This is a genomic window from Lacrimispora sp. YZC11, from assembly GCF_057543815.1.
The window spans coordinates 1-12539 of sequence record NZ_BAAJYQ010000007.1 but is presented as its reverse complement, the minus strand read 5'-3'; the positions used below and the strand labels follow the sequence as shown (position 1 = coordinate 12539).

11 protein-coding genes are annotated in these 12539 nt (G+C 44.3%); 7 read left to right on the top strand and 4 right to left on the bottom strand.

From position 1 onward, the window contains the following. Nucleotides 1–3: 3 nt before the first annotated feature. The 3 genes from AC27IJ_RS12195 to AC27IJ_RS12185 form a co-directional block, all read right to left on the bottom strand. Complete coding sequence (locus AC27IJ_RS12195) at nt 4–840, bottom strand: carbohydrate ABC transporter permease (protein WP_313154499.1); 837 nt, start codon at nt 838–840, stop codon at nt 4–6. A 17-nt stretch (nt 841–857) separates the two neighbouring features. Beyond that, a complete protein-coding gene (locus AC27IJ_RS12190; protein ID WP_313257637.1) occupies nt 858–1925 on the bottom strand; it encodes a carbohydrate ABC transporter permease in 1068 nt (355 codons plus the stop codon). A 246-nt stretch (nt 1926–2171) separates the two neighbouring features. Next, nucleotides 2172–3515 (bottom strand): ABC transporter substrate-binding protein, encoded by a 1344-nt coding sequence (locus tag AC27IJ_RS12185; RefSeq protein WP_487149075.1) that lies wholly within the window; start codon nt 3513–3515, stop codon nt 2172–2174. Between the two features lie 330 nt (nt 3516–3845). Here AC27IJ_RS12185 and AC27IJ_RS12180 point away from each other — a divergent pair, with 330 nt between their 5' ends. From AC27IJ_RS12180 to AC27IJ_RS12155, 6 genes are all read left to right on the top strand, one after another. Beyond that, nucleotides 3846–5732, top strand: coding sequence for a sensor histidine kinase (locus AC27IJ_RS12180; protein WP_313154493.1), 1887 nt, complete (start codon nt 3846–3848; stop codon nt 5730–5732). Between the two features lie 5 nt (nt 5733–5737). Next, nucleotides 5738–7354 carry a response regulator gene (locus tag AC27IJ_RS12175; protein ID WP_487149072.1) on the top strand — a complete coding sequence of 539 codons (1617 nt, stop codon included), beginning with the start codon at nt 5738–5740 and terminating at the stop codon, nt 7352–7354. Between the two features lie 14 nt (nt 7355–7368). Further along, nucleotides 7369–9174 (top strand): heparinase II/III domain-containing protein, encoded by a 1806-nt coding sequence (locus AC27IJ_RS12170; protein ID WP_312444749.1) that lies wholly within the window; start codon nt 7369–7371, stop codon nt 9172–9174. Between the two features lie 145 nt (nt 9175–9319). Continuing rightward, nucleotides 9320–9853, top strand: a complete 534-nt coding sequence (locus AC27IJ_RS12165; protein ID WP_313257642.1) for a DUF4489 domain-containing protein — start codon at nt 9320–9322, stop codon at nt 9851–9853. A gap of 138 nt (nt 9854–9991) precedes the next feature. Continuing rightward, nucleotides 9992–10609, top strand: coding sequence for a DUF4489 domain-containing protein (locus AC27IJ_RS12160; RefSeq protein ID WP_487149070.1), 618 nt, complete (start codon nt 9992–9994; stop codon nt 10607–10609). An 11-nt stretch (nt 10610–10620) separates the two neighbouring features. Further along, a complete protein-coding gene (locus tag AC27IJ_RS12155; RefSeq protein ID WP_313257643.1) occupies nt 10621–11358 on the top strand; it encodes a hypothetical protein in 738 nt (245 codons plus the stop codon). 81 nt (nt 11359–11439) lie between these two features. Here the strand turns inward: AC27IJ_RS12155 and AC27IJ_RS12150 are convergent, their stop codons facing one another. After that, entirely contained in the window at nt 11440–11655 is a 216-nt protein-coding gene (locus AC27IJ_RS12150) for a hypothetical protein (protein ID WP_487149067.1), read from the bottom strand. A 309-nt stretch (nt 11656–11964) separates the two neighbouring features. Between AC27IJ_RS12150 and AC27IJ_RS12145 the strand changes: the two genes are divergently transcribed. Then, nucleotides 11965–12539, top strand: a 575-nt coding sequence (locus tag AC27IJ_RS12145; protein ID WP_487149066.1) for a collagen-like domain-containing protein, incomplete at its 3' end; no start/stop codon positions are given.

The window sequence follows — 12539 nt, the reverse complement described above, 5'->3', positions numbered from 1 at the left end:
ATATTATCCTTTCACTCCGGTTGCTGCAATACCTTCAACGAAATATTTCTGCAGGGACAGGAACACGATGAGGACCGGGATCAGGGAAAGAACCGATGCAGCCATGATCAGGCCATATTCGGAGCTGTACTGGCTGATGAACATTTTAAGACCTAACTGTAAGGTCTTTTTCGCTTCTGTTTTCAGATAAATCAGGGGCCCCAGGAAATCGTTCCAGGTATTGACAAAGGTAAAGATGGTCAAGGTCGACAGAGCCGGCTTTGATAATGGGAGCATGATTTTTCCATAAATCTGATACTCGCTCATGCCGTCGATTCTTGCAGCCTCGCACAGTTCATCGGGGATACCCTGATAGAACTGGCGCATCATGAATACACCGAAGGCTGAGAATGCCTGGAGAAAGATGATTGCAAGATGGGAATCATTTAACCCGAAATTTCTCATCATCATGAACTGGGGAACCATGTATACCTGCCATGGAACCGCAATGGTGGCAATGTAAGCCATGAATAAGAGATTGCTGTATTTGAATTTCAGCTTTGCAAACGCATAAGCTGCGAAGCTGCTGGTCAAAAGCTGTAAAAAGGTAACGATCAGGGTGATCTTCACCGTGTTTAATACAAAGGTCATAAGCGGGATTTTTGTCCAGATATCCAGATAGTTCTGCCATCTTGGATTTTCCGGTATCCACTTGATCGGGAAAATAAATACGTCCTTATCCAGCTTTAAGGAAGCCGACATCATCCATACAAAAGGAATCAGCATGACGGCTGTCAGAATGAGCAAGACCACATAGAGGAGGCATCTGCTGATTTTATAATTTGTGCTTTTTACTTTCATTTCTTATCCTCCTTTTCCTAGTTTGCGTATTTCTTCTCACCACGGAACTGAACCATCGTGATGGCAAGAACCATTAAGAACAGTACCATGGCTACCGCACTTGCATAGCCTAAATTCCAGTTGCGGAACGCTTCTTCATAAATATGGTAAACAAGAACCATTGCCTGGGAACTTACAATCCCGTTGGAGCCGCCTGCCAGCATGTATACGATATCGTAAACCTTAAAGCAGTTGATGGTCAGAATGATGGTGACAAAGAAGGTTGTAGGCTGAAGCTGCGGCCATGTGATATAACGGAACTTTTGCCAGGAGTTACAGCCGTCAAGGCTTGCCGCTTCATACAGCTCTCCATTGATTCCCTGCAGTCCTGCCAGATAAATAACCATATAATAGCCCATGTTTTTCCAGACACTGAACAAGACAATGGTAAACATCACCCAATGGGGATCTGCGGACCACTTGGGAAGGTTCTTTGCATTGACGCCCAGTTGATAAAGGATCATGTTGACAGGACCGCTTTTCTGGGGGCTGAACAGCATGTTCCATACGGCCGCCACAGCGACCAGAGACGCCACATAAGGGAAGAATCCTACCGTACGGAAGAAATTTCTTCCCTTTATTTTCTGGTTTAAGACCACGGCCAGACCTAGGGCACAGGCCAGTGTCAAAGGAACCGTTGCAATACAGTATACAATGGTATTGGTAAAGGACGCCCTGAATCTGGCGCTTCCAAGCATCGTAATAAAGTTCTTAATCCCTGCAAACTCCATAGGACTGTTGCCATCCCATTTCATAAATGCCAGGACAAAGGCAAAAATAATGGGGCCAAGTGTAAAAACTGCAAATCCAATGAAGTTAGGGACAATGAAGGAGTATGCAACCATATCCCTCTTTTCCTGACGCGTAAAACGCTCCCCCGTCCGCACCTTTTTTATTTTCTCATCTATTGTCTCGATTTTCGCAACCAGGACATCCCGCTTGCGGGTCCCTTTTGTCTCTTTTAATAAAAGGCTCAAGGCTTCCCGTTTCTTATTTAACTCCGCGATTTTTTCCTGTTTTTGCGCTTCTGTTATTGTCTTCGCCATGTTGCTTATCCTCCTTTTCCCGTTTTTTGCGTCCTAATGAATCAAGCGGATATTGCATATCCAATTGACGCCCGATGAAGCGGGGCGCACTGTGCCCGGTAAAGCGTGGCACACGGTTCACATACCCAAGGTTGAATGACATTTTTTCTTTCAACCTTCTAATCCGTTAAATCAATTCAGAAGTTTCCTTTAAATGAGGCGGGCTTTTTTGCTGCCCGCCTCTGTGATACATCTCTTTTTTGTCTGTTACTTAGCCAAAATTGCACTTACCTTTTCATTCATCTGGGCTAGGCCGTCATCTACGGACATGCTGCCTGTCATGATAGCATCATGGGCTTCGTTTAATACAGTCTCAATCTCGGAGCTCTTTGCATTCACAGGCATCTCTAAGTATAAGTTGGAGGTGTTAAGAGCCTCTACGCTGGTCCCGTCAGTCTTGGGGAATCCGTCTGCGCTGGATACGAGATCAGCAACCGTGCTGTTCATAACGGCCGGGATCGTACCGGTAGATGCAAGGATTTCTGCGCCGTCTTTTCCGCTTACAAAGTTTACAAATTCCCATGCAAGATCCTTATGAGGAGCTTTGGCCGGAATTGCTAAAGAAGTAATGGTCGCAAGGGTGGAGCCTGGCTCTACGCCTTCTGCATGAGGATATTTTGCAATGCCCCAATTGGTACAGTCTGTGTATTCGCCGGTGCGGATCTTATCCATTAAGGTAGAGATAAACCATGTGCCCATGTTCATCATTGCAACATTCCCCTGGGCAAATGCGCCGGAATAATGTAAGCCGCTGGTTTTTAAGGTTGCATAGTCCTGGCAAACCCCGTCTTCCTGCTCTCCAAGAACCATTTCATAGTATGGCTTTAAGAATTCATACTTTCCGTCAAGAATGGTGTTCTTACCGTCAAGCACGCCGAAAAGCTGTACGGCAGATCTCCATGTATGGTAATGGGCGCCATAAATCTCCTGCCCTGGGGTGTCAACGGTCAGACTTCTTGCCAGAGCGTCATACTGTTCAAATGTCATGTCATTGGTTGGGTAAGCAACACCTGCTTTATCAAAGATGTCCTTATTATAGAATAAAACCCAGAAGTCATTGCGGAACGGAAGCTGGTATAATTTACCGTCAACCGTAATCTGATCGGTAAGGCCTTTGTACTGTGTCAGATCAACACTCGAAGACTGGATATAGCTGTCCAGGGGTTCTAATACACCCTTGTTCACAAGCGTCATATATCCGGGAACATCCTTTACGGTAACTACGTCAAAGTCAGATCCGCTTCCTGTAAGCTCTGTTGCCAGGACAGTCTGATAATCGGTGGAACCTAAATCAACCATTTCAATCTTCACATCCGGATGTGCCTTTTCAAAGGCATCGATAAGCGGCTGATAATAGGTTGTGGAGCCGATATCCCATACGGACCATTTTAATGTGGTCTGCCCTCCTGCTGCTTCTGAGGTTTTCGCTGTCTCTGCTGCTGTGCCTTCTGAAGGAGCTGCCGTGGTGTCCTTGGCACCGCCGCTGCATCCGGCCAGGCTGGCTGCTGCCATTGCACATGCCAGAACAATACTCAGTGTTCTTTTTTTCATTGTATTCCCTCCTGATTTGATTATGTTTTCAGTAAACCCCTTGGTATCCCTGTGATTTACCATGGTTAAATTATAACGCCGTACTGCGGTATTAAAAATGGAATTTATCTTTCATAATATTCACTTTTTATTCACATTTCTTTTACACTTTGTTAAAACATGCACTTTTTTACGATAAACAGCAATATTTCTCTTTTGTATACAAATTGACTGTTTGTATTTAAAAACCAGCCGGTTTTTCATTGACATTTTACATCAAATGGGATACCTTTGTAGATATTAAAACCATTATCACAGGCTATCCATTGAAAGAAGGGACTTTATTTTATCATGTGGAAAAAGCTCATCCCCAAAACCATACGGGGTAAAATCATGGTTCTCACTGCAGCCATTACTCTGCTCATCACCGTTCTTACCACAACGGTCTGTTTCTCGGTTTTCCAGTCCTTTTTAAGGAAGAACCAGATCCAGTCTGTGGAATTCAGCCTTTCAGTCGTAAGCAACAACATTGGTGCAGATATGAAGGATATCATCTATTTCAGCAAATGGTGCTGCTCCAATGGCGCCATACTGGATTATCTGGAAGCATTTAAAGACAAGCCAAAGCTTCCTACCGCCTCCAGGGATTTTGATAATCTGCGCCCTATGGCCCTTTCCACCCATAGCCGCTTAAAGGAAGAATATTATAAATATTATAACACCCGGTCCAATGAATATATGTCCAGGGTCATTGTTTCTTCTTCCAATGAAAGAAATTTCCTTCAAATGGCGGCTGCGGCCAATAATACTTCCCCCTATGCGGCCAGGATCATCAGGAATGAAGATTTCTTTGAAAAGCTTTACAAGGCCCCTGACTTTCTCTGGATCGGCCTGGTAAAGGACCCATTTTCCAACTCAGGACGGGAACAGTTTATTCCCATTGTCCGTTCGGTCACCAATGAATTTAATTCTGAAATCATTGGCTGGACATACGTGGAAATTTCCTCCCGGCTCTTTACCGATTCCCTGGCCTCCTATCCTCTTCCTGAGGACAGTACGCTTTTTATTACCATTGGAGAAAAAACCTATAGTTTCAATTCCAGCGGTTTAAAGGAAACCGATATGCCCTACACCAATCCGGTGAAACTGGCCGGTAATGAGTCTCTGTCCAAAGGAACCAGGGTTCTCTCCGTTTCTATGAACGACGGAAAAAAACGGCTCCTGGTTGAACGCCCCATAGAAGGGATGGCCGGCTGGAGTTTATCCCAGGTGCTTTCCGAGCAGCAGTTCGGCCAACAGAAAAACTTATATACCCTTTTTATCCTTGGAACCTGCCTTGCCATAGTTTCACTGGGTGTACTGCTGGCCTTCCTATTAAATAAGATCATTATGGAGCCCATCCAGAAACTCAGCAGCAAGATCCATGGGATCTCAACCGGGGATTTTTCCAGGGATACAGCGATTGAATGGAATCACGAATTGGGACAGGTAGGCCGGGGAATCAATAATATGTCGGAAGATATCATCACCCTGATGGAAAAGCGGGTATCTTATGAAAAACAGAAAAAGGATTTGGAATATCAGATTCTGCAAAGCCAGATCAATCCCCATTTCCTATATAATACTTTAAATTCTATCAAGTGGATGGCAACGATTCAGAATGCAAACGGTATTGCAGATATGACCACTGCCCTGGCCAGGCTTCTTAAAAATGTCTCAAAAGGAACCACTTCCATGATCCCTTTAAGGGAAGAACTGGATTTGGTAAAGGATTATTTCCTGATCCAGAAATACCGTTACGGCGGCAGTGTCACCATCGAATATTCCATTGAGTCGGAGGACTTATACAAATGTGAAATCCACCGCTTTACCCTCCAGCCCATCATCGAAAATGCCTTGTTCCACGGAATAGAACCTGCTAAAACAGCCGGCAAGATCACTGTTTCGGCCCAGAGCACAAACCTGGGTACCCAAAAGGTGTTGAAGATCGATATAACGGATAATGGCATCGGAATGTCCAAGGATACCATAGACAAGGTTCTTCATGAGAAAACTGAAAGCCAGAACAAAGCAGAATTTTTCCGTCACGTCGGCATCAGCAACGTAAACAGGCGCATCCAATATGACTTTGGTCCGGAATATGGAATTACCATTAACAGCTGCCCAGGCAGTTTCACCACCATGACCATTTTAATACCTTATGCCCTTTACTCAGAAAACCAAACAGCCGAAAGGTAATATATATGACGAAATTATTAATAGCAGACGATGAGCCATTGGTTCAGATCGGGATAAAATCCATGTTAAACTGGGCGGATTACGGCATTGAGATCTGCGGTACTGCCATGAACGGGCAGGATGCCCTTGAAATGATCGCGGAATATTCCCCAGAAATTATCATTACGGACATCCGTATGCCAACCATGAACGGGCTTACCCTGGCAAAGACCTGCCTGGAAACCTACGGAAAGATCCCCTTGTTTATTTTTCTAACAAGCTACGAAGAATTCCAGCTCATCAAGGAAGCGATGGCCTATGAGGCCGTAGACTATTTAATCAAGCTGGAATTAAATGCAAAGGCCCTGGAGGAGGCCGTAAAAAAGGCCCTCTCCCGTCTGGAAACCCTTCAGGTCTCCATGGAATACAAAGATTCAGGACGCCCCTTATTGCAGAGCTATTATGAAAAGTTTTTTATGCGGCTCTTGCATAACCTCTTTGACAACGAGGAACAGTTTGAACTGCAGACCAGAGATTTAAGGCTGGATTTTACGGAAACCTGCTATTTTACCGCTCTTTGCCAGATCCGGGAGGAATCCAGTAAGGATATGGATTATGGAAAACTCATGAACCTTTATAACAGCGCTCTGCAAATGGCAAAGGAAATAATCGGCAGGCATCTTCCCGCCTATGTGGTAAGTCTGGATATGAAGCACTTTGCAGTGGTATTTCATCTCCCTGAATTGGCAGACTATCGAAAAGAAACTGTTTTTGATGCGTTCCGAAACGTTGCAGATATGATCCGGAACTATTTTAATGTAACGATTCTTACAGGAGTCGGAACACCGGTCAGCCATCCCTTAAAAATAAGCGAATCCTACCAGGAAGCCCGCCAGGCCTTTGGGCGGGCTTGCATAGAGCAGCCCATAATGATTTTTACCGGTGATGATACCGCCTCGATCCGCAACGCTTTCAACATCTCCGTATTTAAAAGTGAGATAACCAAGGCCTTCAATGAGTTTGATACGGATGTTTTATCCCGTACCTTAACCGAAATCACCCAATTGTTTGAGGCACATCCCCTTAGGTTTTCCCAGGCGGCAGACGGAGCCTGCAACATCCTTTACCTGGCTCTTTCCCTTCTTCCCGATGGGGAGGAGAATATGGCGGAGATCTTTTCTTCCTACAGTGACGGTTACCGCTCCATTTACCGTTTTTCCAATGTGGAGCAGATCGCCGAATGGATGACTATTTTCCGTGTCGGCCTTTGTGAAGTGCTGAAATCCAAACGAAAAACCTACAAGGCTCATGTCATAACCAATGTACAAAAATACATCAACAACCATATAACCGAAAAGCTGACCTTAAACGAAGTGGCCGGTGTATTCGGCTTAAGCCCCAATTATTTAAGTATCCTGTTTAAGAAAAACTGCCGGATCGGATTTTCAGAATACATCGCCCAGGCAAAGATCAACCGTGCTAAAGCCCTCCTCATGGAACAGGATATGAAAATCTATGAAGCAGCCGACCAACTGGGCTTTGAAAGCGCCTTTTATTTCAGTAAAGTATTTAAAAAAGTCACCGGGCTTTCTCCCCGGGAATTTATACAACAAAATACCGCCGACCCTGACGAAAATAAATAAGGAGAATATATGCCATGATTACAGAACTTGCAAATGAACAAAAGAAACCTTTATCCTGCTTTTCCCCCTTTCCCCAGGCCTCTGACCGGAATTCCTGGAATTCTCTGCCGGAGGATTTTACGGGCCGCTTAATTAAAAACGGAGAAGCTTATTTAAATTTTGAATACCCTTCCTTGACTGCCGCAGATTACATGGAGTTTACCAGAAACGGAAACAGAAGCCGGTTTCAGGATAAGCTGTTCTTAAGAAGGACCGCTCTCGATGCTCTGGTCCTGGCTGAATGCGCGGAATATAAGGGACGCTTTCTTGATGACATCATCAACGGGCTTTATTTGATCTGCGAGGAAAACGCATGGCAGCTTCCTGCCCATAACTCCTACATCCGCGATACGCCTCCTTTTATCCTTCCTGACGTCACCCGCCCTGTCATTGATTTATTTGCAGCAGAAACGGCCTCTGTGCTGGCTGTGGCAGAGTATCTTTTAAGGCAGGAGCTTGATTCCGTCACCCCCATACTCTCAAAGATGATCAATAAAAATCTTGAGGAACGGATCTTCACCCCTTATCTTAACGAGCACTTCTGGTGGATGGGCGACGGGATCAGCCACATGAATAACTGGACTGTCTGGTGTACCCAGAACGTGCTTCTCTCCGCCTTTACAAGAGAACTCCCCCAGTCCCAAAAGGAGAAAATATTTAAAAAGGCATGCAAAAGCATTGACTATTTTCTGGCGGAGTACGGGGAAGATGGCTGCTGCGATGAAGGCGCCCAGTACTACCGTCACGCAGGCCTATGCCTGTTTAACTGCCTTGAGGTTTTAAATGGTGTTTCAGACAACGCTTTTCTACCTGCGTATGAAATCGAAAAAATCAAAAATATAGCCTCCTACATACTGACCGCCCATATTCATGATGTCTATTATGTGAATTTCGCCGACTGCTCTCCCATTGCCGGACGATGCGGAGCAAGGGAATTCCTCTTTGGCAAACGGACGAAAAATGAGGAGCTTATGTCCTTTGCCGCAGAAGATTACCACAGCAGCGAGGATCCCTTAACCGCAGAGGAACATAACCTGTTTTACCGATTACAGACAGTCTTTACTCACAGGGAAATGATTTCCTTTGCCAAATCTCCCATAGTGCACCGGGATTTCTGGTATGAAAGCGTGGGACTTTTCATAGCAAGAGATGAGCATCTTTATCTGGCCGTAAAAGCCGGGGATAATGACGACAGCCATAATCACAACGACACAGGAAGTTTTACTATTTATAAGGATGGGAAACCCCTGTTTATAGACGTTGGCGTGGAAACCTATACAAAAAAGACCTTTTCAGAACACCGCTATGACATCTGGACCATGCAGTCGCGGTATCATAACCTGCCTACATTTTTTGACGGGGAGACCCATATCATGCAAAAGGATGGGGCCGATTACCGGGCGGAAAATGTACGCCATCAATTAGGAGACTCTGTCTGCCGGATTGCCATGGACTTAGGGGCAGCTTACCCTGATGGACGGATAAAGTCCTATACCCGGAACGCCGTACTGGAAAAGGGGAAAGAAATCACTATATCCGATCATTACGATGGAGATCTTCCAAACCCCGTACTGTCCCTTATGTTTTACGAGGAACCAATTGTAACTGAAAATACCGTACAGATCGGAGACTTGGGCCGCCTCCTCATTGAAGGAGCCGTAAGGATACAAAAAGAAGTGATTCCGATTATTGATGAACGTTTGAAAACTTCATGGAAACATGATGTTTACCGGTTACTGATCACCATGGATAAGGAGGATCTGACCTTAATCATCCGGTAATTGCAGGAAATGGGAGCAAAGAATGACATTAGGCGGGATATTGTCTATTGAGTTGTAGCATATTTTCTTCTTGATAATATAATGTAGTATACCATGATGGTATAACGAAACATTCCTAATTATTAAGCAAAATGGAGGTCACATCATGAATGATCTTGATATGAGAATATGTGAATGCGATTGTGATGAATGTGAGGACTGTACGTGTAACTGCACATGCGAACGTCCCAGAAAGCACTTAAAACCAAACAGAACAATTTTAAAATGCGGCAGCCAGGGCGGAGTAACCCTGCCGTTAGGAACACTTGCGGGCGCTGCCTTTACTCTGGCCACTGTAAACGTTGATTCAAAAGGTTTAAAAAACCCATGCATTAAATTTGAATTTGCAAGTAATATCGTTACTACCGCTGCTGTTATTACCCTGAATTTCCAGGTATTCAAACAGTGCAAAGGCATGCTGACTCCTATTCCCGTAGGGCCAATCTGGACTTTCTCACGGCTTGTAGCTATTACTGATGGTAACACCTTCTCCTTCTTCGTTTGCGACTGTGATCTGTGCAATGATGAATGCTGCACTTACAGCGTAGTTGCTACGGTTGCCGGCGTTGCTACGGTTGGGGTTACTGCTATTAACAATGCAACCCTTGCTGCAATCATCGTAGATAACGACTGCTTCTAATTCCGGGTTCAAAAGGTAGGTACAAGGGATGTATGTCCAATAGCTGCATAAATTAACTTTCTATCATAGATAGAGTGTTTGGCCAAACCCGGCTGAATACTCTATCTATGAGCATTCAAATAAGGAGCTGTGGCCATTATGTATAATCGCTTATTCGGTATGTCATGCCGTCCTAATTATTCATATCGCAATACAGCCTATAGGAAACCGCAGCCAGCCAAGCCTACCCAGCAAATCCAGCAAATTCAGCCCCAAAACCTTAACCACAGCCAGTATATACAAAATAATCAGAAGAGTTCCTATGATTTACCTCCTGCAAACCAGGCCTTAATAAAAAGTTCTGCCATGGGAGGAATCATTTTACCTGAACATACAGAAAAAAACGCTACATATAACGTAGCTTCGCTTAATATAAATACCTACAGCTACAGGAATTTTTTAATTCATTTTAACTTTTCCTGTAATATCCTTACCACCAGTGCCCGTATGCATCTCAGATTTCAGTTGTTTAAACAAGGAAACGATCAGACAGCTTCGACTCCTGTCAGTTCCAGCCTGGTTTACAGCAGAAATGAGGTCAGCAGGGAAACAAATACCTTTTCTTTCATGGCCTATGATCATGACTCCATGGGATGCAAATGCTGCAATTACAGTGTATATGTGGAAATTATGGGCTTTGATACTATTGGCACCATTATGATTACAAATCCAATTCTCATTGCATCTATCATTGAAAATAATAGTGGAATTGTTTAGAGGGGAATTTCATGACAAATCAAACAAATATAAGATTTACAAACTCTACCATAACTATTGAAGAAAATACGATTAGATGGGAAAATCATATGATCAAAACTGCAAATATTTCTCATATATGGATGGGAAACTGCTCAGATAAACCATTTCCTTTTCATTTTGTACTCATTTTATTACTCATAGCTTTGTCTGGTACCAGTCCTGCAAGCATCATTGGTATACTGCTGGCTCTGATTCTTTATCCCGCCGCCTGGTTTTACTGGAATCGGAAGCGGGAAAGTTCCATAGGTATCAATTTTGAAATCAGCTCCGGTAAAATTTACTCTTTTGTTTGCAATAACAAGGAATTTACCCTTCAGGCCTACGACCTGATCAGCAACCTTCTTTCAAAAAGGAATACGACCTCAAGCCTTCAAATCAGCTTTCTTGGGGACGGAAAGATCATTGATAACTCCGAAGCAGAAAAGGAACCTTCTTCCAGCATCCAAGTGGTGAACGTCATGGCAAGCGGAATAAATGAACCAATTATCAGAGAACTGCAAAAGTTATCTTTACACTATACCAAAAACAGTGAAATTAATAATGAAATTTTGAGTTTGATCGAAAAAACGATCCAATCAATAAATATGAATGATAAAATTGAGGCAAAGAAGTTCTACAGTAGTTTTATCACTATGGGACTTATTAACGATTGTAATGAATTAGGGCTGAATGCTCTGATTAATGAAATTAAAGCTAATATCTATTGACCGGTATCTATTATGAAAGTTTTATTGGCCTTATACCTGCATATTAAAACAGCTTACACATTTATGATAGACAGCTCCTTTTTAATAAGTTTTTTTTAAAATTCTTATTAAAAAGGAGTATTTTATTTTGTCATGGTCCTTATTTTCCGGTGCAAGGGCCACTGCTCTGCCTTCAGCAGGCGTTTCAGAAATCGTGGCATAATCAAATACCAGCAAAATTAATAGTCTATGGAATCCCCTATTTAAACCCGTTAAATTATCTACAATCGTCAAAAAAGCAGGTCTTCCCACCAGCAAAATCGCTCTTCTCCACGCTCTATCAGCCCGCATATTTCCATGTCTGTGGGGCAAGATTCGACTTTGCTAACGCTCTTAGTCATCTATAAATTCAGTAATCTTCCTACAATTGTCCCAGAATATTCTCATCCAGTTCTCAGTGATTTTGTGTCATTATTAAGTTCAGCCATTTTCTAACAAACTTGTCATTCAATACATATCATAAGGTATAAAGGAGTACGAAGTTCCTTTATATTCTGATTTTAATCTTGTTTAGAATGCTTATAAGCTGAAAATCAAAATATCATACCTTAACAGGAGGGAATTATAATGAATAATTGTAGAAATTGGGACGATGATCGCTGTTGTGATAGATGCGGTTGTTGCCCTGGTCCAAGAGGATGCCCAGGACCAACCGGGCCTAGGGGGCCACAGGGACCGACTGGGCCAACTGGACCTAGAGGGCCACAGGGACCGACTGGACCAACTGGACCTAGAGGGCCACAGGGACCGACTGGGCCAACTGGACCTAGAGGCTTCCAGGGACCGACCGGACCTACTGGACCACAGGGACCTACTGGACCGACTGGGCCTAGAGGTTTCCAGGGACCGACTGGGCCGACTGGACCTACTGGACCACAGGGACCGCAAGGACCACAAGGACCTCAGGGACCTGCCGGACCTCAGGGACCAGTAGGACCTCAAGGACCTCAAGGAATACAAGGACCAACTGGACCGACCGGCGCTACTGGCGCTCAGGGACCGACTGGACCAACTGGCGCTACCGGCGCTACTGGTGCTCAGGGACCGACTGGACCAACTGGTGCTACTGGCGCTACTGGTGCTCAGGGACCGACTGGACCGACTGGCGCTACCGGCGCTCAGGGACCAACTGGACCGACTGG

Coding starts and splice junctions, on each gene's coding strand:
- AC27IJ_RS12190 (WP_313257637.1), bottom strand. CDS start 1,925: ATGGCGAAGACAATAACAGAAGCGCAAAAACAGGAAAAAATCGCGGAG.
- AC27IJ_RS12160 (WP_487149070.1), top strand. CDS start 9,992: ATGTATAATCGCTTATTCGGTATGTCATGCCGTCCTAATTATTCATAT.
- AC27IJ_RS12195 (WP_313154499.1), bottom strand. CDS start 840: ATGAAAGTAAAAAGCACAAATTATAAAATCAGCAGATGCCTCCTCTAT.
- AC27IJ_RS12170 (WP_312444749.1), top strand. CDS start 7,369: ATGATTACAGAACTTGCAAATGAACAAAAGAAACCTTTATCCTGCTTT.
- AC27IJ_RS12180 (WP_313154493.1), top strand. CDS start 3,846: ATGTGGAAAAAGCTCATCCCCAAAACCATACGGGGTAAAATCATGGTT.
- AC27IJ_RS12175 (WP_487149072.1), top strand. CDS start 5,738: ATGACGAAATTATTAATAGCAGACGATGAGCCATTGGTTCAGATCGGG.
- AC27IJ_RS12165 (WP_313257642.1), top strand. CDS start 9,320: ATGAATGATCTTGATATGAGAATATGTGAATGCGATTGTGATGAATGT.
- AC27IJ_RS12185 (WP_487149075.1), bottom strand. CDS start 3,515: ATGAAAAAAAGAACACTGAGTATTGTTCTGGCATGTGCAATGGCAGCA.
- AC27IJ_RS12155 (WP_313257643.1), top strand. CDS start 10,621: ATGACAAATCAAACAAATATAAGATTTACAAACTCTACCATAACTATT.